Raw genomic sequence first — 18,647 nt, 5'->3', positions numbered from 1 at the left:
TCAGGCTGTCAGCTGGGGACTGCGCTGACCATGACGCCCGCGCCGTCTTCCCGGTGGCTGCGCCATTGCCCCGCGGCGTGGAACAGGCCGGCGGCGACGCGCGGTCAGCCGGTCGACCCGGAGTCGAGTCCGCGTGCCCACGCGCGCACTGCGCCCGCCACGACCGTGTCCGCTCCTGCGGCACCGACCACGTGCGCGAGACGGTGCTCCACCAGGAGCGCGGCGACACCGTGCGCGATCGACCAGAGCTCCGCCGCACGGCGGACCAGCCCCGCGGCATCGTCGCCCACCAGTTCGCGGAGCGCGTCCTGGAGCCGGGACTGCACCTGGCCTGCGCACTCCAGCAGCTCGGGGTGCCGCTCCTTGTCGATGCCCGCGGCGAACATCACCTCGAAGCGTGCGGTGTCCGCTCGCGCGAAGTCGACGTAGACCTCGGCCGTGGCGACCGCTCTCGCGACCGGGTCTGCCGGATCGGCGATGCCGTCGAGCACCTGCTGCAGCTCGGCGAAGCCCCTCGTCGCGACGGCGGCCAGCATGGCCTCGCGATCGTCGAAGTGCCGGTAGGGCGCGGCGATGGAGACACCCACCCGGCGGGCAGCCTCCGAGACGCTGAAGCCGCGGGCCCCCTTCTCCCGCACCAGTTGCGCCGTCACCTCGAGCAGCGCGCTGCGCAGGTCGCCGTGGTGGTACGAGCCCTTCGACACGCGCGTCCCTCCGCCCGAACAGGTGTTGAAGTCTCTTACATCGTCGCATAGCCTCCCCGATGAGAGAGCCTCTTACATTGGAGACGTCGGTGAGCGCAGCGAAGGGACGGTCCCGGTCGAGGGCGGCTCGGGGCCTGGCCTGCGCGCGTTCTCGGGGACGCCCTGGCCGCACCGCTGCCGTCCCTGCCGGACGGCAGTTCCCGACGCACGGCCACGGTCACCGACGTCGTCCGGACAGCCCACCGGCGACGCCGCCCGGTGTGACGACCCTCCACCTGTCGCCTCCGCGACCTGTTCACAGATCCACCGTCCGATGCCCTGCCGACCACTCCCGGGAGCCCTTCGTGCAGTACGCCCACACCACCGCACTCATCACCGGAGCGAGCTCGGGCATCGGCGCCGAGTTCGCTCGCGCCCTGGCCCACCGGGGTGCCGACCTCGTCCTCGTCGCGCGCCGGGGCGACCTGCTGGAGACACTGGCCGCCGAGATCCGCAGCTCCAGCGGGCGAGCGGTCCACACGATCCCCCTGGACCTGACGGCGGACGGCGCGGGCCACGACCTCGCACGCCGCGTGGCCTCGATCGGCCTGGCCGTCGACACCGTGGTCAACGCGGCAGGCACCGGCCGCACCGAGCACTTCGCCGTCTCGGACGCCGCCACGCTCCACCAGCAGCTCGCGCTGAACGTCCACGCCGTCGTGGACGTGTCGCACGCCTTCCTGCCCCAGCTGGTGAGCTCGGGGCGGGGCGCCCTCGTGAACATCGCCAGCCTGACGGGCTACATGCCCGTGCCCGGCATGGCCGTGTACGCCGCGTCGAAGGCCTTCGTCATCCGGTTCACCGAGGCCCTCGCCCACGAGACACGGACCTCGGGGACCGCGGTGCTCGCCGTCTCCCCCGGACCGACCCGGACCGGCTTCTACGCGGACTCGGGGACCGCCACGGCCGGCGTGCGGTTCGAGACACCCGCCCAGGTCGTCGCGACCACCCTCTCCGCACTCGAGCGGCGCCACCCCCCGGCGAGCGTCATCTCCGGTGCCGGCAACCGACTGACCCGCCGGGTGGTCGGACTGCTCCCCACCCGGCTCGTGCTCCGCATGGCGGAGTCGCAGCCGGCGCAGTGAGGGCCGGACCGGATCGGCCCCTGCCTGGGGCTCCGCGGTCGGCTCACGACAGGACGGGCACGCCCGCCGGCCCGGCCACGCGTCGCGTGACCGGGCCGGCGGGCGCATGGGTGGCCCGACCGGCCGTCAGAGGCTCTGGCCGGCAGCCGCCGCGAGGGGCTCGATGGCGGCGAGCTCGTCGTCGGTGAGGTCGGGACCCTGCAGGGCCTGGAGGTTGCCCTCCAGCTGGGCCACCGAGCTGGCGCCGATGATCGCGGTGGTCACCCGCTGGTCGCGCAGCACCCAGCGCAGCGCGAGCTGGGCCAGCGTCTGCCCGCGGCCGGCGGCGATCTCGTTCAGCGACCGGGCGCGCTCGGTGAGCTCCTCGGTGACGTCGTCGGCGGACAGGTAGATGCTGTGCGTCGCTCGCGAGCCCTCCGGCACGCCCTGCAGGTACCGGTCGGTGAGCCGGCCCTGGGCCAGCGGGGAGAACACCGCCACCCCGGCCCCTGCGGTCGCCGCCGCGTCGAGCACGCCGCCCTCGGGGGTGCGGTCGAAGATCGAGTACCGCGGCTGGTGCAGCGTGAGCGGCGTCCCCAGGTCGGCCAGGATCTCCGCAGCGCGTGCGGTGTCCTCGGGCGAGTAGTTGGAGATGCCGACGTACAGCGCCTTGCCCGCGCGGACGACGGCGTCCAGGGCGCCCATCGTCTCCTCGAGCGGGGTCTCGACGTCGCGCCGGTGGGAGTAGAAGACGTCGACGTGGTCCAGGCCCGTGCGGCGCAGCGACTGGTCCAGGCTGGCCACCAGGTACTTGCGGGAGCCGCCGTCGCCGTAGGGGCCGGGCCACATGTCGTAGCCGGCCTTCGTGGAGATGACCAGCTCGTCGCGGTACGGGCGCAGGTCGCTGGCCAGCACCTGCCCGAACGTCGTCTCCGCCGAGCCGTAGGGCGGGCCGTAGTTGTTGGCCAGGTCGATGTGCGTGACGCCGAGGTCGAAGGCCCGCCGCAGGATCGCCCGCGGGGTGGCCAGCGGCCGGTCGGCGCCGAAGTTCTGCCACAGGCCCAGCGACACCGGCGGCAGCAGCAGACCGCTGCGCCCGGCTCGCCGGTAGGCGGTGCCCTCGTAACGGTCGGGCGCGGGAGCCCAGGTCTGGTCGGTGCGGTCGTCGGTGATCACGGTCGCCGATCCTCCCAGGACCAGCCGCTCCGGGCGCGTCCTCCCGGCCCCGGACGCGGCACCTGCGCACGGCGGTTGGAGCCGAGCCGGGACGGCAGCCGCCGCGCGGCGGGCTCCCACCACCGACGCTGACCGGGTCGGTCCAGGAGAGGACACCGCGGCGTCGGCCAGACTGTCCGCGTGCTGCCACCGACCGGGACGCCGGGGACCGACCTCCCGGTCCGCGCGGTGCTCCCGGCCCTCGACACCGCGCTCGACCACGGTGGCGCCGCCGTCCTGGTCGCCCCGCCCGGCACCGGCAAGACGACGCTGGTGCCGCTCGCGCTGGCCGACCGGCTGCCCGGCCGGGTCCTCGTTGCCGAGCCGCGCCGGGTCGCCGCCCGCGCCGCCGCCCGCCGGATGGCCGCCCTGCTGGACGAACCGGTGGGCCGCTCGGTCGGCTACAGCGTCCGCGGGGACTCCCGGCACAGCGCCGCGACCCGGGTCGAGGTGGTCACCACCGGGCTGCTCGTGCGCCGGCTGCAGGCCGACCCGGAGCTCCCCGGCGTGGACGCCGTGGTGCTCGACGAGTGCCACGAGCGCGCCCTGGACACCGACCTCGCGCTGGCCTTCACCCTCGACGTCCGCGGCTCGCTGCGCCCGGAGCTCGAGCTGCTGGCCATGTCGGCCACCGCGCAGGCCGGCCGGCTCGCCGAGCTGATGGGCCGGGCGCCGGTCGTCGAGGCCACCGGATCGCTGCACGACGTCGAGCTGGTGTGGTGCCCGCCCGCACCCCCGGTCGCGCCGGCGCACGGGCTGCACGTCGATCCGCGGCTGCTCACCGCCGTCGCCGACACGGTGCGCCAGGCACTGGCCGAGACCACCGGCGACGTCCTGGTCTTCCTGCCCGGCGCCGCCGAGATCGGCCGGGTGGCCGGTCTGCTCAGCGGCGTCGACGCCGACGTCCGGCCGCTGCACGGGCGGCTGCCCAGCGCCGAGCAGGACGCCGCGCTGACCGCCGGGCCGCGCCGGCGAGTGGTGCTGTCGACCGACGTCGCCGAGACCAGCCTGACCGTCCCGGGCGTGCGCACGGTGGTGGACGCCGGGCTGGCCCGGGTGCCGCGCTACGACGTGGCCCGCGGCCTCGGGTCGTTGATCACCGTCCGGGTGTCGCGGGCCGCGGCGACCCAGCGGGCCGGCCGCGCGGGGCGCGAGGCACCGGGCCGGGTGTACCGGCTGTGGTCGGCCGCCGAGCACGACCGGCTGCCCGCCGCGCCCGAGCCGGAGATCGCCGTCGCCGACCTCACCGGGCTGGCGCTGGAGCTGGCCTGCTGGGGCGAGCCCGACGGCACCGGCCTGGCGCTGCCCGACGTCCCGCCGGACGCCGCCTTCACCGTCGCCCGCAGCACGCTGCGCCAGCTGGGCGCGGTGGACGACGCGGGCCGGGTCACCCCGCGCGGCCGGTCGCTGACCGCGGTCGGCGCGCACCCGCGGCTGGCCCGGGCGCTGCTCGACGGCACGCCGCTGGTCGGCCGGCGCCGGGCGGCGGAGGTGGTCGCGCTGCTGTCGGCCGACGTCCCGTCCCGCTCCGACGACCTGGTCGCCGACTGGCGGGAGGTCCGGCGCTCCCGCGACGGGCGCTGGCGCGACGAGGTGGCCCGGCTGACCCGCGCCGCCCCGGACTCCCCCGACACCCGGCTGCCCGACGACGTCGCCGCCGGTCTGGTGGTCGGGCTCGCCCACCCCGAGTGGCTGGCCCGCCGCCGTCCGGGCACCGAGCGCACCTACCTGCTGGCCGCCGGCACGGGCGCCGAGCTCGCCCCCGGCACCGCGCTGGCCGGCGCACCCTGGCTGGCGGTCGCCGCGGCCGACCGGGCGCCGGGACGCCGCGACGCCCGGGTGCGCACCGCGGTCGCCGTCGACGAGGCCACCGCGCTCGAGGCGGGGGCGGCCGGGCACACCGACGGCCCGGAGGTCACCTGGCGGGACGGCGACGTGTCCGCCGCCCGGGTCGAGCGGGTCGGCGCGATCGTGCTGGCCGAACGCCCGCTGCCCGACCCCGACCCGGCCGCCGTCACCGCCGCACTGGCCGAGGGGCTGCGCCGGGAGGGCCTGGCCCTGCTGCGCTGGACGCCGGCGGCCACCGCGCTGCGCGAGCGACTGGCCGCCGCCCACGCCGGGCTCGGCGACCCGTGGCCGGCCGTGGACGACGCGTCGCTGCTCGCCGCCCTGGGCGAGAGCCCGGCGCTGTCCGGCGCCCGCAGCCGGCGCGACCTCACCCGGGTCGACGTCGTGACCGCGCTGCGCTCGCTGCTGCCGTGGGAGCTGGCCGGCCGGCTCGACGAACTGGTGCCCGAGCGCGTCCCGGTGCCCACCGGCTCGGCGATCAGGGTCGACTACAGCGACCCGGACGTGCCGACGCTCTCGGCGCGGGTGCAGGAGCTGTTCGGCTGGGCGGCGGCCCCGGTGGTCGCCGGCCGGCCGCTGCGGCTGCAGCTGCTCTCCCCCGCCTCCCGGGTCGTGGCCACCACCGCTGACCTGGCCGGCTTCTGGGTCACCGGCTACCCCGCGGTGCGCAGCGAGCTGCGCGGCCGGTACCCGCGCCACCCGTGGCCCGAGGACCCGGCCGCGGCGACCCCGACCCGGCGCGCCAAGCCCCGCGGCAGCTGACCTCCCCCGTCGTCGCGCCTGGCCTTCCCACTTTTCCCGTGCGGAGTCGTTGGGGATAACGGTCGACGGAGAACGGTGGGCGCGTCGCCGCGCCGTCCGTGTACAGGCGTACGCATCACTGTGTACGGTCGTACGCATGGCCGACGAGCGCTCGATGCGCGACCGCATGCTGGCCGGCGAGCCCTACATCGCCGACGACCCCGAGATCGCCCGGGACAGCACCCGCGCCCAGGCGCTCACCCACCGCTACAACACGATGGACCCCACCGACGGCGCCCAGCGGCGCGCCGTGCTCGAGGAGCTGCTGGGCGCGTTCGGGCCGGGCAGCGAGCTCCGCGCCCCGTTCCACTGCGACTACGGCTACCAGACCACCATCGGGGCCCGGACGTTCGCCAACTTCGGTCTGGTCTGCCTCGACGTCGCCCGGGTGACCATCGGCGACGACGTCCAGATGGGCCCCGGCGTGCAGCTGCTCACCGCCACCCACCCGCTGGAGCCGGGTCCGCGCCGGGACAAGTGGGAGTCCGCCGAGCCGATCACCATCGAGGACAACGTCTGGCTCGGCGGCGGCGTCATCGTCTGCCCCGGCGTCACGATCGGCGCGGACACCGTGGTCGGCGCCGGCTCGGTCGTGACCCGGGACCTGCCCGCCGGCGTCGTGGCCGTCGGCAGCCCGGCCCGGGTCGTCCGGTCGCTCGGGTGACTGCCGAACCCACCTCCGAGCCCACCGCCGAGCCCACCGCCGAGCCCACCTCCCAACCCGCGGCCGACCCGCTGGAGCGCCCGGCGCGCCGGCACGACCCCGACCGCCGGCAGCGCATCGTCGAGGCGGCCATCGGGGTCATCGCCGAGCACGGGGTCGCCGGCACCACGCACCGGCTGGTCGCCGCCGCCGCCGACGTCCCGCTGGGCTCGATGACCTACCACTTCACCGGCCTGGACGACCTGCTCGCGCAGGCCTTCGCCCTGCACGCCGAGCGGATGGCGGTGAAGTACGAGGCGCACTTCGCCGAGGTCCGCAGCACCGAGGACGTCGTCGAGGCCGTCACCGCGCTCATCCACGCCGACGCGGACGCCGACGAGCGCGACTGGGCGGTGTCCTACGAGCTCTTCCTGGCCGCCCTGCGCGACCCGGCGTTGCGCACGGTCACCGAGGCCTGGATGCGCCGCAGCCGCGGCGTGCTCGAACGCTTCGTCGACCCGACGACGTCCCGCGGGGTCGACGGGCTCATCGAGGGCCTGGTCATGCACAAGGTCCTCTCCACCGGCCCGGTCTCCCGAGCCGAGACGCACGAGATCATCGCCCGGGCCGTCCGGCCCACCACCGAGGGAGCAGCACCGTGACCACCACCGACGCCCGACGGGCACCCGGCCCGGCCCAGGTGGAGGCCGCCAAGCGCGGGGTCTACGTCGCCTTCGTCGGTGCCGGGTTCGCCTTCGCCAGCTGGGCCTCGCGGATCCCGCAGGTGCGCGACCGGCTCGAGCTCGACCCGGCCGCGCTGGGCCTGATCCTGCTGGCGATCGCGGCAGGGTCGGTGATCGGCCTGCCGCTGGCCGGCACCGTGATCGCCCGCCTCGGCTCGCGCCGCACGGTCGTGGTCATGTCGCTGGTGCTGGCCGCGTCCCTGGGCGTCGTCGCCGTCGGCTCGGTCACAGGAGTCGCCGTCCTGGTGGCCGGGCTGTTCGTGATGGGCCTGTCCAACGGCGCCTGGGACGTCGCGATGAACGTGCAGGGCGCGGTCGTCGAGCGGCACCTGGGCCGGGCCACGATGTCCCGCTTCCACGCCGGCTTCAGCCTCGGCACGGTCGCCGGCGCGCTGCTGGGCGCGGCGATGGTGCACCTCGGCGTGGGCGTCCCCGCGCACCTGGCCGGCGTCGCCGTGCTGATCGCGGTGCTCGTGCCGGTCGCCGTCCGGGGCTTCGTCAGCGACGTCCACGTCTACGACGACGGCGTCCCGGCCGAGAAGGGCAGCGCGCTGACCGCCTGGCGCGAGCCGCGCACCTGGCTCATCGGCGTCGTGGTGCTGGCCTTCTCCTTCGCCGAGGGCACCGCCAACGACTGGCTGGGCGTCGCGCTCATCGACGACCACGGCACGTCGGAGACCGCGGGCACGCTGGGCTTCGCGCTCTTCCTGACCGCGATGACCGTGGCGCGGTGGTTCGGCGGTGGACTGCTGGACCGCTACGGCCGGGTGCAGGTCATCCGGCTGCTGGCCGGACTGGCCGTCGTCGGGCTGCTGCTGTTCGTCCTCGGCTCCCCCGAGCTGGCCTTCGTCGGCGCCCTGCTGTGGGGGGCCGGGGCCTCGCTGGGCTTCCCGACCGGCATGAGCGCCGCCGCCGACGAGCCGGCCGCGGCCGCCGCCCGGGTGAGCGTCGTCGCCTCGATCGGCTACTGCGCCTTCCTGGCCGGCCCGCCGCTGATCGGGCTGCTCGGCCAGCAGGTCACCGTGCTGCGCGCGCTCACCGTGGTCGCCGTCCTGCTGGGCATCGCCGCCCTCGTCGCCGGCGCCCTCAAGCCGCCGGCCGGGGCCACGGGCACGCCGGTGTGACCTCTCGCGCAGCCGCTCCACCGGGCAGAACGGGCCGCGACCGGTGAGGATCGGGGCGTGACCAGCACCGCCCCGAAGCCGAAGCCCACGACCGACGCCTGGGGCATCGACGCCAGTTGGCTCGACGCCTTCGACGAGGAGCACACGGTCGCGCCCGCGACGATCGAGCGGCTTCGGGAGGTCATCGGCACCCCGCCGGAGGACCTCCTGGACCGGGCGCCGATCGTGGCCCGCCCCGGTGACGCCCTCGAGGTCGAGGCCGGCGACGTCGAGTGCGAGGACGGGACGACGCGGCACGTCGACGGCGCGCTGCCCGAGGACTTCCCGCTGGGCTACCACCGGCTGCGCACCCCCGAGGGCCGCACCCGCTCGCTGATCGTCTCCCCCGGCCGCTGCTGGCTGCCGCAGGACTGGCGCGCCTGGGGCTGGGCCGTGCAGCTGTACGCCACCCGGGGCAGGAGCAGCTGGGGCATCGGCGACCTCGGCGACCTGCGCACCGTGCGCGAGTTCGCCCAGGCGCAGGGCGCGGGCTTCGTGCTGGTCAACCCGCTGCACGCGGTCGCCCCCACGCCCGAGCAGGAGGCCAGCCCCTACCTGCCGGCCACCCGCCGCTTCCGCAACCCGCTCTACCTGCGCATCGCCGACGTCCCCGGCGCCGACGCCGTCGAGGTCGAGGGCGACGCCGGGCAGGCGCTGAACGACGGCGAGCTCATCGACCGCGACGCCGTCTGGGCGCTCAAGCGCCGGGTGCTGCAGCGGGTCTTCGACGCCGGCTTCGACGAGACGCCGTTCCGCGACTGGTGGTGGCACCAGGGCCAGGCGCTGATGGACTGGGCGACCTGGTGCGCGGTCGCCGACGAGCACGGCCCCGACTGGCACGCCTGGCCCGAGGAGCTGCGCGACCCGCGCGGCGCCGGGACCGCCGACTTCGCCGCCGCGCACGAGCGGGAGATCGCCTTCCACGCCTGGCTGCAGTGGCAGCTCGACGTCCAGCTGCGCGCCGCCGCCGACGGCATCACCGTGATCCAGGACCTGCCGATCGGCGTCGCCGGTGGCGGCGCGGACGCGTGGGCCTGGCAGGGCGTGCTGGCCCAGGGCGTGAGCATCGGCGCCCCGCCGGACGCGTTCAACGCCCTCGGCCAGGACTGGGGCTCCCCGCCGCTGGTGCCCTGGCGCCTGCAGGCCGCCGACTACGAGCCGTTCATCGAGTCGATCCGGGCCACCATGGCCGGCGCCGGGGGCTTGCGCGTCGACCACGTCATGGGCCTGTTCCGGCTGTGGTGGGTGCCCTCGGACGGCTCGGCCGCCGACGGCGCCTACGTGCGCTACCCCTACGAGGACATGCTCGACATCGTCGCGCTGGAGAGCCACCGCGCCCAGGCGATCGTCGTCGGCGAGGACCTCGGCACCGTCGAGGACGGCGTCCGCGAGGCCATGGCCGAGCACGGGATCCTGTCCTACCGCCTGCTGTGGTTCGAGGACGACGCCCCCACCGCGTGGCCGGCCGAGGCGATGGCCGCGATCACCACCCACGACCTGCCGACGGTCGCGGGGCTGTGGACCGGGTCCGACATCGCCGAGCAGCGCGAGCACTCCCTGGGCTCCGACGCCGACCTCGAGCGCGGGCGCAGCTCGCTGCTGGAGCACCTGGCCGGGGTCCCGGAGGACGCGACCCCGGCCGAGGCGGTCCTGGAGGCCCACCGCCGGCTGGCGACGGCGCCGTCGGTGCTGCTGTCGGCGACGCTGGACGACGCCCTCGCCGAGGAGCGCCGGCCCAACATGCCCGGTGCGAACAACCGGCCCAACTGGTGCCTGCCGCTGCCGGTGGCCACCGAGGACCTCGCCGCCCACGCCGGCGTGCAGGCCGTGGCGACGGTGCTGGCCGAGGGGCTGCGGCCCGCGCCGCCGAAGAGCAAGCACAAGGGCGGCAAGAAGCCCGAACACGGCAAGAGCGGCGGGAAGAGCAGGAAGAGGTGACGGCGGCGCGGGTCACCGCGCCGACCGAGGAGGAGTGGGGCGTCGTCCGGGACGTGCGGCTCGCGGCGCTGGCCGACGCCCCGGACGCCTTCGAGTCCTCCCTGGCACGCGAGCAGGGCTGCCCGAGGACGACTGGCGCGGGCTGCTGCGCGCCGGCGGGCAGCGGCTGGCCTGGCTGGGCGACGTGCCGGTCGGGCTGGCCCGCGGCGCGGTGCACCGGGACGAGCACCACCTGGTGGGCATGTGGGTCTCCCCCACCGCCCGCGGGCACGGCGTGGCGGCCGCGCTCGTGCAGTCGGTGGTCGAGTGGGCACGCGGGCTGGGCGCGCCCCGGCTCCTGCTGTGGGTGGTCGGCGACAACGCGGCCGCGCAGGAGCTCTACCGCCGGGCCGGGTTCGCCCCCACCGGCCGCACCCAGCCGCTGTCGACCCGCCCGTGGCAGACCGAGGCGGAGTGGGCCCTCGAGCTGGGCTGACGCCGTCCCCCGGTGACCCTCGGAGGACGGCGCCGGCCGGTCAGCCCTGCACGAAGGCCAGCAGGTCGGCGTTGATCGTGGCCGCCTCGGTGGTCGGCATGCCGTGCGGGAAGCCGGCGTAGGTCTTCAGCGTGCCGTTGGGGAGCAGCTCGGCCGACAGCGGGCCCGAGTCGGCGTAGGGCACGACCTGGTCGTCGTCCCCGTGCATGACCAGCACCGGCACGGTGATTTTCTTCAGGTCGTCGGTGAAGTCGGTCTGGGAGAAGGCCACGACGCCGTCGTGGTGCGCCTTGACGCCGCCGGCCATCCCCTGGCGCCACCAGTTCTGGACGACGGCCTCCTGCGGCTCGACGCCGTCCCGGTTGAAGCCGTAGAACGCCGTCGCGGGCAGCTCGCGGTAGAAGTTCGACCGGTTCGTGGCCACCTGCTCCTGGATGCCGTCGAACACGCTCCTGGGCAGCCCACCGGGGTTGGCCTCGGTCTGCACCATGATCGGCGGCACCGCGCTGATCAGCACCGCCTTCGCGACGCGGTCCTGGCCGTGCCGGGCGATGTACCGGACGACCTCCCCGCCGCCGGTGGAGTGGCCGACGTGGACGGCGTCGCGCAGGTCCAGGTGCGCGACGACGGCGGCCAGGTCGTCGGCGTAGTGGTCCATGTCGTGGCCGTCGGCGACCTGGGCCGACCGGCCGTGGCCGCGGCGGTCGTGGGCGACGACCCGGTAGCCGTGGGACACGAAGAACATCAGCTGGGCGTCCCAGTCGTCGCTCGACAGCGGCCAGCCGTGGCTGAACACGATCGGCTGACCGGTGCCCCAGTCCTTGTAGAAGATCTCGACGCCGTCGGGGGTGGTGACGAAGGGCACGGTGGCTGCTCCTCTGCTCGGGTCGGGTGCGTCCGGCCGGCGGCCCGGGCCCGGACAGGCGTGGACGCTAGGCCCGGGGCGCCCTCGTCGGGTGTGCCCTGCCTGCCCGGCCCTGGACCCTGACTGCCGACCCGGTGCTTGCCACGACGCGGGCGGACGGCCCAGGATCGGTGGGGTCAGGGCAGTGCCGCCACGGACCCGACCCCGGGGGCTGTCATGGTCGTGCTGGTCGACACCGACCTCCTCCCACCGCCCGAGCGGCGACCGGCGCAGGTCGGCGCCCTGCTGGAGGCGGCGATCGGCTCCCGCGTCCGCTTCCCGGGCCGTCGTCCACCCACGCACGCCCGGATGGACACCTGGCCCCTCGGCGGGCTGTCGGTCACGCGCGCCGACCTCACCGGCGAGCTCGAGCTGACCCAGTCCGTCCGCCAGTCCCGGCAGGACGTCGAGCCGCTGGTCTCCTTCGCCGTCCAGGAGGTGGGCGTGGCGCTGCAGGACCACCTCGGTGGCCGCCGGGTCGTGCCGGTCGGCGGGCTGACGCTGACCGACGTCACCTCCCCGTACGAGTACCGGTGGTCCGGCCACGGGGTGTGCCGGTCGCTGCAGATCCCGGTCGCGCGGCTGGGGCTGTCCGTCGACGTCGTCCGCCGGGCGCTCCCCCTGGTCGGGCACAGCCCGTTGCACGGCCTGGTGAGCGCCCACCTGGAACAGGTGACGCTGCACGCCGAGGAGCTGGGGGCCGAGCCGATGGTGCAGGCGCTCGCGTCGGCGACGGTCGACCTGACCCGGGCACTGCTCGCCTCGGCCGTCGACGCCGGCCGGGCGGCGCAGGACGCGGCGGCCGAGACGCTGCTCAGCCAGGTGCGGGCGTACGTGCGCCAGCACCTCACCGACCCCGGGCTGGACGCCGGACGGGTCGCCGCGGCGCTGGCCGTGTCGGTGCGCCAGCTGTACCGGGTGTGCGCCGCGGCCGGGTTCAGCCTCGAGCAGTGGGTGATCGAGCAGCGGCTGGAGGGTGCCCGCGCCGAGCTGGCCGACCCCGGCAGCCGGAGCCGGTCGATCGCGGTGGTGGCGCGGCGGTGGGGCTTCACCGACGCGTCCTACTTCAGCCGCCGCTTCCGCGCGGCGTACGGGGTCGCCCCCCGTGAGTGGCGACAGGCCGGGGCGAGGTCTGGACGCCGCCCGTCCCCCGACGAGGCGGCTGACGGCGCCCGCATCGATCGAACAGGTGTTCGACCGACGTGAGAGCATCTGCCGGTGGCCGGGGGGATGCAGCGCGGACAGCACGGCATCTCGCTGGCCGACCGCGCCGCGCGCTCCGGCGTGCCCGCACCGCCGTCCGGGCCCGAGCCGCGCCCGGCACCGCGCCGCCCCGCCGGCGACGGGTCCGGCCGGCACTGCTGGGTGCTCGACCCACCCGACGCCCCCGGCACGTGGCCGGGCCTGCTGGTCGAGTGGCGCCAGCAGGAGGACGGCTGGCACGGCCGGGTCGCCTACGCCGTCCCCGGGGCGCACGGGCCGGTGCTGGTCGAGGCGTGGCTGCCTGCCGACCAGCTGAAACAGGGCTGAGCGTCCTACGCTCCACGCGTGACCGAGCAGCCGCGGGCGCCGGCCCGACGCCGTCCGTTCTCGGGGCTGGAGGTCGCCGCGATCGCGAGCGGCGTCTTCGCCGGCGTGTTCGTCGGCCTCCCCGGGCTCGCTCTGGCCCTGTGGCCGCCGCTCACGTGGTCGGCCGTCGGGGTGCTGGCGCTCCCGCTCGGCCTCGCCCAGGTCGCCGGCGCCGTCCGGCACCGGTCCGGCGGACGGGCGCGCCGGCTGGTGGTCCCGCCCCTGGGGATCGTTGGCACGGTGGTGGCGGTGGCCTGTTCCGACGAGGAGCTGGCCGGCGACGGCCGGGCGGGTCAGGCGGTCTACGCCGTCCTGGCCTCCGCGCCGGCCACGGCGGTGCTCCTCGCCGCCGTCCTCGCGACCTGGTCGGTCACCCGGCAGGGACGCCGCGCGCAGCGACCGGCCCGACCGCGCCGGTGACCGTCCTCCCGGGTCGGTTTGCGCAGGCACCGTCACGGGATAGGGAGGGGTGGACGACGTCCGGGAGATGCCCGGACACCGAGAGCGGAGGCAGAGATGACCAGCCCGCACGACGAACCGACGCTCGACGACGTGATCCTCCCCGAGGAGCCGGTGACCCGGGACCGCACCGAGCACGCCAAGGACCCGCACCCCTCCGACGAGGTCCTGGAGCACCGCACCGAGCTGGAGCGCCAGGCCGTCGGCTCCGACGACGCCGACCCCGCGGGGGCCTACGAGCACGACGCGACCGAGGCCTGACCGCACCGGTCCCGACCAGGGGCGGCGTCCCGGCATCGCCGGGTCGCCGCCCCTGGCGCGTGTCAGGGGGTGAGCGCGCGGGTGCGCCCGAGCAGCACGGCGAGCACCAGCGCCCCGGCGGTGCACCCCCCGGCGAGCAGGACGACGCCGGTCCACCCGGCGCCCTGCCAGGCCCGGCCGGCCAGCGTGCCGGCCACCGAGGAGCCGACGTAGTACCAGAACGAGTACAGCGAGGCCGCCTGTCCCACGGCCCGGCCACCCAGCTGCGCCCGCACCGCCACCCAGCCGCTGGCCACCCCGTGCGCGGCGAAGAAGCCGGTGGACAGGACGCACAACCCGAGCACGACGCACCACAGCGGGTCGAGCAGGGTCAGCGCGATGCCACCGCCCATCACCGCCACCGTCGCCGGCACCACCAGCCGGCGCCCGAACCGGTCGGACAGCGCACCGGCCACCGGCGAGCTGGCCGACCCCGGCAGGTAGGCCAGGAACACCAGCCCGGCGAGCGCGGGGGTGAGCAGGTAGGGCAGCGCCTCCAGCCGGAACGTGACCGCGTTGTAGACCGCCACCGACCCGCCCATCAGCAGCGCGGCGATCCCGTAGAGCGCCAGCAGCGCCGGGTCGGTGAAGGCCCGGGCCAGCTGGGGCAGCAGCCGGCCCTCAGCGACCACCGGCGTGAACAGCCGGGAGCCGGGCAGCAGCAGCCGGACGGCGACCGCGCAGGCCACCGCGAGGACGGCGGTCCCGCCCAGCGCCGTCCGCCAGCCGCCGAGCTCGGTGAGGAACCCGGTGACCAGCCGCCCGGACAGCCCACCGATCGCCGTCCCGCTGACGTAGAGCCCGATGGCCCGTGAGCTGACGCCCGGGTGCAGCTCCTCGCGCAGGTAGGCCACCGCGACCGCGGGCAGCCCGGCGAGCGCGAAGCCCTGCAGCCCGCGCAGCACGAGCAGCACCGGCCAGGCCGGCGCGAGCGCGATCAGCACCCCCAGCACCGCGTTGGCGGCCAGGCTGGCGTGCAGGATCCCGGTGCGCCCGCGCCGGTCCGACAGCGGCCCGAGCACCAGCAGGCCCACGGCCAGCGCGGCGGTGCTCACCGAGATCGACAGGGTGGACGCGGCCGGGGTGACGGCGAAGGACCGGGTGAGCTCGGGCAGCAGCGCCTGCGGGGCGTAGAGGCTGGAGAACACCGCGACCCCGGCGAGGAACACCGCGACGGCGGCGCGCCGGAAACCGGGCTCCCCGGTGCGGTGCCCGACCCACTCCCCCGTGCTCATCGCGGCCAGCCTGCCCCGGTGCGCCGGGTCCCCGGCAGCGGGGGTCAGGAGGCCCGGTCGGCGAGCTCCCCGGCCAGCTCGACGGTGGCCACCTCGTTGAGGGCGGTCACCACGTTGGGCGCGGCCCCGCGGGCCCGCGCGGCCCGTGCCTCCAGCGCCTCACGGGCCACGCCGGCGTCCTCGAAGGCCACCGGAGGGCCGTCGTCGGTCATCGTCGTCTCGTGACCGCGGCCGACCACGATCACCACGTCGGCGTCCCCGGCGGTGTCGACGGCGGCGGTGATCGCCGCCCGGCGGTCGAGCACGGTGCGCACCTCGGCGCTGCCGCCGAGCAGCCCGACCCGCAGCTCCTCGACGATCGACGCGGGCCGCTCCCCGTGGCTGCCCTCGTTGGTCAGCCACACGGTGTCGGCGGCGCGGGCGGAGACGCCGAGGCCCTGCCGCTTGTACCGGTCGCGCCGGCCGCGGGCACCGAGCACCAGGTGCACCCGGCCACCCTCACCGGTCAGTTCCTGGGCGGTCTGCAGCGCCGCGGCCAGGGCGCGCGGGGTGTGTGCGTAGTCGACGACCACGAGCGGCCCGACGTCGGCGCGCAGCAGGGTGTTGCGGCCGACCGGGGGCGCGGTGGTGGCCAGCCCCGCGGCGACGGTCTGCGCCGGGATGCCCAGCACCCGGCCGGTGGCCCAGGCGGCGGCGAGGTTGCCCACGTGCACCCGGCCGACCAGCGGCGAGGACAGCCAGTGCCGCCCGTCGCCGTCCTCGAGCACCAGGCTGGTGCCCGAGGCGCCGGTGCGCCAGCTGAGCACCCGCACGTCGGCGGTGGGGTCGTCGGTGGCCGAGACCCGGGTGATCGGCACCCGGGCCTGGTCGGCGAGCCGGCGTCCCCACGGCTCGTCGACCACGACCACCGCGCTGTCGGTGCGCTCGGGGCTGAACAGCCGCGCCTTGCTGGCCCAGTACTGCTCGATGGTGCCGTGGTGGTCGAGGTGGTCCTCCTCGAACCCGGTGAACACCGCGACCTGCACGTGCACGCCGTCGACCCGGCCGACGTCCAGGGCGATCGAGGAGGCCTCCACCACCGCACTGGTGGCGCCCGCGTCGAGCATCCAGGCCAGCAGTCCGTGCAGCTCGGGCGCCTCCGGTGTGGTCAGCCGGGTGCCCCGCTGCTGGTCGCCGACCCGGGCGCCGAGCGTGGTGACCACCCCGGCGCACTCGCCGGCGGCCTGCAGCACGCCGCGCACCAGGGTGCTCGTCGTCGTCTTGCCGTTGCTGCCGGTGACCCCCACCAGGCGCAGCCGGTCGGCCGGGTCGCCGGCCAGCAGGGCGCCCAGCGGCCCGAGTTGCGCGCGCACCGAGGGCACCAGCAGCTGCGGGACGTCGGCGTCGACCGGCCGGTCGACCAGCAGCGCCGCGGCGCCGGCGGCCACCGCCGCGGCCGCGAACCGGTGGCCGTCGCTGCGCCCGCCCCGCACGCAGGCGAACAGGCAGCCCGGGGTCACCGCCCGCGAGTCGGTGACCAGGCCGTGCAGCACGAGCCCGTCGGTCGCACCGGAGGCCACGACCGGGCCGGTCGCGGCCGTACGGGCCCGCCCCTCGACGGCTGACCAGGGGACCCCGGGGAGCGACACCCGGTCCACGGTAGGGGGAACCGCCGCGATCAGCAGCACGAGACCGTGCCGTGCACCACCGGTCACGGCCTGGTTGGCTGCCGCCATGGGCCGACTGACCACCGCCGACGTCGCCTGCTGGGTGATCAAGAGCTCCCGCCCACCCGGCGAGGTGCTGCCCGGGTGGCTGCCCGGCGCCACCGCCGAACTGGACCGCTGCGTGCGCCCGTCCTACCGGCTGGAGCTGGTGCGCGCCGGGCAGCCGGTGCTGCTGTGGGTCAGCGGCCGCGACCGCCCCGGTGTGCAGGCCCTCGGCGAGGTGGCCGGCCCGGTCCGGGACACCGACGGCGGGCCGGCGGTGCTGGTGCGCCTCACCCGGCTGGCCGAGCCGGTCGACCGCGCCGAGCTGCTGGCCGACCCCGCGGCGCGGGACGCCGAGGTGCTGCGGATGCCCGCGGGCAGCAACCCGTCGTGGCTGTCGGCCGAGCAGTACGCCGCGGTGCTGGCGCTGGCCGGAGTCAGCCGCCGCGGGGCGCGTACATGATCAGCGCCACCCCGGCCAGGCAGACCGCCGCGCCCAGGACGTCCCACCGGTCGGGCCGGAAGCCGTCGGCGACCACCGCCCACAGCAGCGACCCGGCGACGAAGACCCCGCCGTAGGCGGCCAGCACCCGGCCGAAGGCCGCCTCGGGCTGCAGGGTGGCGACCATCCCGTACAGCGCGAGCGACACCATGCCCACGCCCACCCAGAGCCAGCCGCGGTGCTCGCGCAGCCCCTGCCAGACCAGCCAGGCGCCGCCGATCTCCAGCAGCGCGGCCAGCACGAACAGGGCGATGGAGCGGATGGTCACACCACCCACTCTGCCGCCCCGCCCCCCGGGCCCAGGATCGGGTGGGACGATGACTCCTCGTGACGGACAGCCGGTACCGCCTGGGCGGACTCGCGTGGGTGCTGACTCTGCAGTTCTTCGTCGTGGAGGCCATCGCGGCCTCCCGGTTCGGGGGCTACTCCTACACCCGCGACACGATCAGCGACCTCGGGACGGCGGAGTCCTCGGCCCGGCTGCTGATGAACGGCTCCTTCATCGTGCAGGGCGTGCTCATCGCCGCCGGCGCGCTGCTGCTCGGACCGGGGCTGGCCGGCACCGGCGGGCGGCTGACCCGGGTGCTGCTGACGCTGTCGGGCATCGGCGTCCTGCTGGTCGGGGTCTTCCCCTCCGACGGCGACGGCACCGTGCACGCGGTCGCCGCCGGCGTGCACCTGTTGGGCGGCGCGATCGGGCTGACCGCGCTGGCCTACGGCGTGCGGCCCCGCTCCGAGGGCCTGGGCACCCTGCTGGCGGTGCTCGGCCTGCTGGGCGTCATCGCCACGATCTTCTTCGGCGCGGCCGTGTTCCTCTTCCTCGGCGAGGGCGGCACCGAGCGGGTCGCGGCCTACGTGCTGCCGATCGGGCTGACCGCGGCCGGTGTCGCGCTGTGGCGGCAGAAGGACGACTGGCTCGCCCTCACCAACCCCGACGGGACGCCGAGCCGCCGCCAGCTGCGCGAGGACGCCCGGCTGCAGCGCGCCCAGCAGGCCGCGGCCCGCGACGCGGCCCTCGAGGCCGCCGCGAACCGCCGTCCCGAGCCCCGCCCGGCCCCGCAGCCGGCCTCGCAGCCCGCGGCCGAGGACGACGACTTCGACCCCGAGGACCCCTGGGCCCCCCGCCGCCGCTGACCCCGGCGACCGCCCCTCGACGCTGCCGGGATCAGGTGACCTGATCGTGGTTGCTCCTGGCTCACGGCGTGTCCTGAGCCAGGAGCGAGCGGGGTGAGCCAGGACGGCGCCCGGCCGCGGCTCAGCGGGCGAGCCACTCCTCGCCGCAGCGCAGGCGGGGCGCCAGGCACCGCATCGTCCAGGTCCACCTCGAGCCCGACGTGCACGTCCGACGACGGCTCCA

General features: G+C 76.2%; 19 protein-coding genes. 13 read left to right on the top strand and 6 right to left on the bottom strand.

Features of this window, described 5'->3' with window-relative positions; all coding sequences use genetic code 11:
* Positions 1 to 104: 104 nt before the first annotated feature.
* The gene (locus ACGBYP_RS04975) at positions 105 to 704 is read right to left on the bottom strand and encodes a TetR/AcrR family transcriptional regulator (RefSeq protein ID WP_411582152.1); all 600 of its coding nucleotides are present in this window, start codon (positions 702 to 704) and stop codon (positions 105 to 107) included.
* A gap of 344 nt (positions 705 to 1,048) precedes the next feature.
* Here ACGBYP_RS04975 and ACGBYP_RS04970 point away from each other — a divergent pair, with 344 nt between their 5' ends.
* Entirely contained in the window at positions 1,049 to 1,828 is a 780-nt protein-coding gene (locus ACGBYP_RS04970; RefSeq protein WP_411582151.1) for an SDR family NAD(P)-dependent oxidoreductase, read from the top strand.
* Positions 1,829 to 1,954: 126 nt separating this feature from the next.
* Here the strand turns inward: ACGBYP_RS04970 and ACGBYP_RS04965 are convergent, their stop codons facing one another.
* Positions 1,955 to 2,983, bottom strand: a complete 1,029-nt coding sequence (locus ACGBYP_RS04965) for an aldo/keto reductase (protein WP_411582150.1) — start codon at positions 2,981 to 2,983, stop codon at positions 1,955 to 1,957.
* Between the two features lie 180 nt (positions 2,984 to 3,163).
* Here ACGBYP_RS04965 and hrpB point away from each other — a divergent pair, with 180 nt between their 5' ends.
* The 6 genes from hrpB to ACGBYP_RS04935 all read left to right on the top strand — a co-directional run bounded on the left by hrpB (position 3,164) and on the right by ACGBYP_RS04935 (position 10,633).
* Positions 3,164 to 5,632, top strand: coding sequence for an ATP-dependent helicase HrpB (gene hrpB, locus ACGBYP_RS04960; protein WP_411582149.1), 2,469 nt, complete (start codon positions 3,164 to 3,166; stop codon positions 5,630 to 5,632).
* Positions 5,633 to 5,768: 136 nt separating this feature from the next.
* Positions 5,769 to 6,335, top strand: a complete 567-nt coding sequence (locus ACGBYP_RS04955) for a sugar O-acetyltransferase (RefSeq protein WP_411582148.1) — start codon at positions 5,769 to 5,771, stop codon at positions 6,333 to 6,335.
* Positions 6,332 to 6,976, top strand: a complete 645-nt coding sequence (locus ACGBYP_RS04950) for a TetR family transcriptional regulator (protein ID WP_411582147.1) — start codon at positions 6,332 to 6,334, stop codon at positions 6,974 to 6,976. Before ACGBYP_RS04955 ends, ACGBYP_RS04950 begins: the two co-directional genes overlap by 4 nt.
* Positions 6,973 to 8,181: an MFS transporter gene (locus ACGBYP_RS04945; RefSeq protein WP_411582146.1), complete on the top strand. Its 1,209-nt coding sequence runs from the start codon at positions 6,973 to 6,975 to the stop codon at positions 8,179 to 8,181. Before ACGBYP_RS04950 ends, ACGBYP_RS04945 begins: the two co-directional genes overlap by 4 nt.
* 57 nt (positions 8,182 to 8,238) lie before the next feature.
* Positions 8,239 to 10,158, top strand: a complete 1,920-nt coding sequence (gene malQ / locus ACGBYP_RS04940) for a 4-alpha-glucanotransferase (protein WP_411582145.1) — start codon at positions 8,239 to 8,241, stop codon at positions 10,156 to 10,158.
* A 34-nt stretch (positions 10,159 to 10,192) separates the two neighbouring features.
* Positions 10,193 to 10,633, top strand: coding sequence for a GNAT family N-acetyltransferase (locus ACGBYP_RS04935; protein ID WP_411582144.1), 441 nt, complete (start codon positions 10,193 to 10,195; stop codon positions 10,631 to 10,633).
* 40 nt (positions 10,634 to 10,673) lie between these two features.
* Here ACGBYP_RS04935 and ACGBYP_RS04930 read toward each other — a convergent pair whose 3' ends face one another.
* Positions 10,674 to 11,498 (bottom strand): alpha/beta fold hydrolase, encoded by an 825-nt coding sequence (locus ACGBYP_RS04930; protein WP_411582143.1) that lies wholly within the window; start codon positions 11,496 to 11,498, stop codon positions 10,674 to 10,676.
* A gap of 216 nt (positions 11,499 to 11,714) precedes the next feature.
* Between ACGBYP_RS04930 and ACGBYP_RS04925 the strand changes: the two genes are divergently transcribed.
* The 4 genes from ACGBYP_RS04925 (at position 11,715) to ACGBYP_RS04910 (ending at position 13,826) form a co-directional block, all read left to right on the top strand.
* Positions 11,715 to 12,743: a helix-turn-helix domain-containing protein gene (locus ACGBYP_RS04925; protein ID WP_411582142.1), complete on the top strand. Its 1,029-nt coding sequence runs from the start codon at positions 11,715 to 11,717 to the stop codon at positions 12,741 to 12,743.
* Positions 12,744 to 12,755: 12 nt separating this feature from the next.
* Complete coding sequence (locus ACGBYP_RS04920) at positions 12,756 to 13,067, top strand: hypothetical protein (RefSeq protein WP_411582141.1); 312 nt, start codon at positions 12,756 to 12,758, stop codon at positions 13,065 to 13,067.
* Between the two features lie 18 nt (positions 13,068 to 13,085).
* On the top strand, positions 13,086 to 13,526 hold the full coding sequence (locus tag ACGBYP_RS04915) for a hypothetical protein (protein WP_411582140.1): 441 nt from the start codon (positions 13,086 to 13,088) through the stop codon (positions 13,524 to 13,526).
* A 96-nt stretch (positions 13,527 to 13,622) separates the two neighbouring features.
* Positions 13,623 to 13,826, top strand: a complete 204-nt coding sequence (locus tag ACGBYP_RS04910; RefSeq protein ID WP_411582139.1) for a hypothetical protein — start codon at positions 13,623 to 13,625, stop codon at positions 13,824 to 13,826.
* 62 nt (positions 13,827 to 13,888) lie between these two features.
* On the opposite strand, the gene ACGBYP_RS04905 is transcribed toward ACGBYP_RS04910, so the two are convergent.
* Entirely contained in the window at positions 13,889 to 15,100 is a 1,212-nt protein-coding gene (locus ACGBYP_RS04905) for an MFS transporter (RefSeq protein WP_411582138.1), read from the bottom strand.
* Between the two features lie 44 nt (positions 15,101 to 15,144).
* The gene (locus ACGBYP_RS04900; protein WP_411582137.1) at positions 15,145 to 16,728 is read right to left on the bottom strand and encodes a Mur ligase family protein; all 1,584 of its coding nucleotides are present in this window, start codon (positions 16,726 to 16,728) and stop codon (positions 15,145 to 15,147) included.
* Positions 16,729 to 16,813: 85 nt separating this feature from the next.
* Here ACGBYP_RS04900 and ACGBYP_RS04895 point away from each other — a divergent pair, with 85 nt between their 5' ends.
* Complete coding sequence (locus ACGBYP_RS04895) at positions 16,814 to 17,251, top strand: hypothetical protein (RefSeq protein WP_411582136.1); 438 nt, start codon at positions 16,814 to 16,816, stop codon at positions 17,249 to 17,251.
* On the opposite strand, the gene ACGBYP_RS04890 is transcribed toward ACGBYP_RS04895, so the two are convergent.
* Positions 17,226 to 17,558, bottom strand: a complete 333-nt coding sequence (locus tag ACGBYP_RS04890; RefSeq protein ID WP_411582135.1) for a YnfA family protein — start codon at positions 17,556 to 17,558, stop codon at positions 17,226 to 17,228. The two genes, ACGBYP_RS04895 and ACGBYP_RS04890, sit on opposite strands and share 26 nt — an antisense overlap.
* A 98-nt stretch (positions 17,559 to 17,656) precedes the next feature.
* On the opposite strand from ACGBYP_RS04890, the gene ACGBYP_RS04885 reads away from it, so the two are divergent.
* Positions 17,657 to 18,424, top strand: coding sequence for a DUF998 domain-containing protein (locus tag ACGBYP_RS04885; RefSeq protein WP_411582134.1), 768 nt, complete (start codon positions 17,657 to 17,659; stop codon positions 18,422 to 18,424).
* The last annotated feature ends 223 nt before the right edge of the window (positions 18,425 to 18,647 follow it).

Origin of the sequence: Modestobacter sp. SSW1-42, assembly GCF_046635825.1 — a bacterium.
GTDB lineage: Bacteria > Actinomycetota > Actinomycetes > Mycobacteriales > Geodermatophilaceae > Modestobacter.
This window is presented reverse-complemented; position numbering and strand designations above follow the sequence as displayed.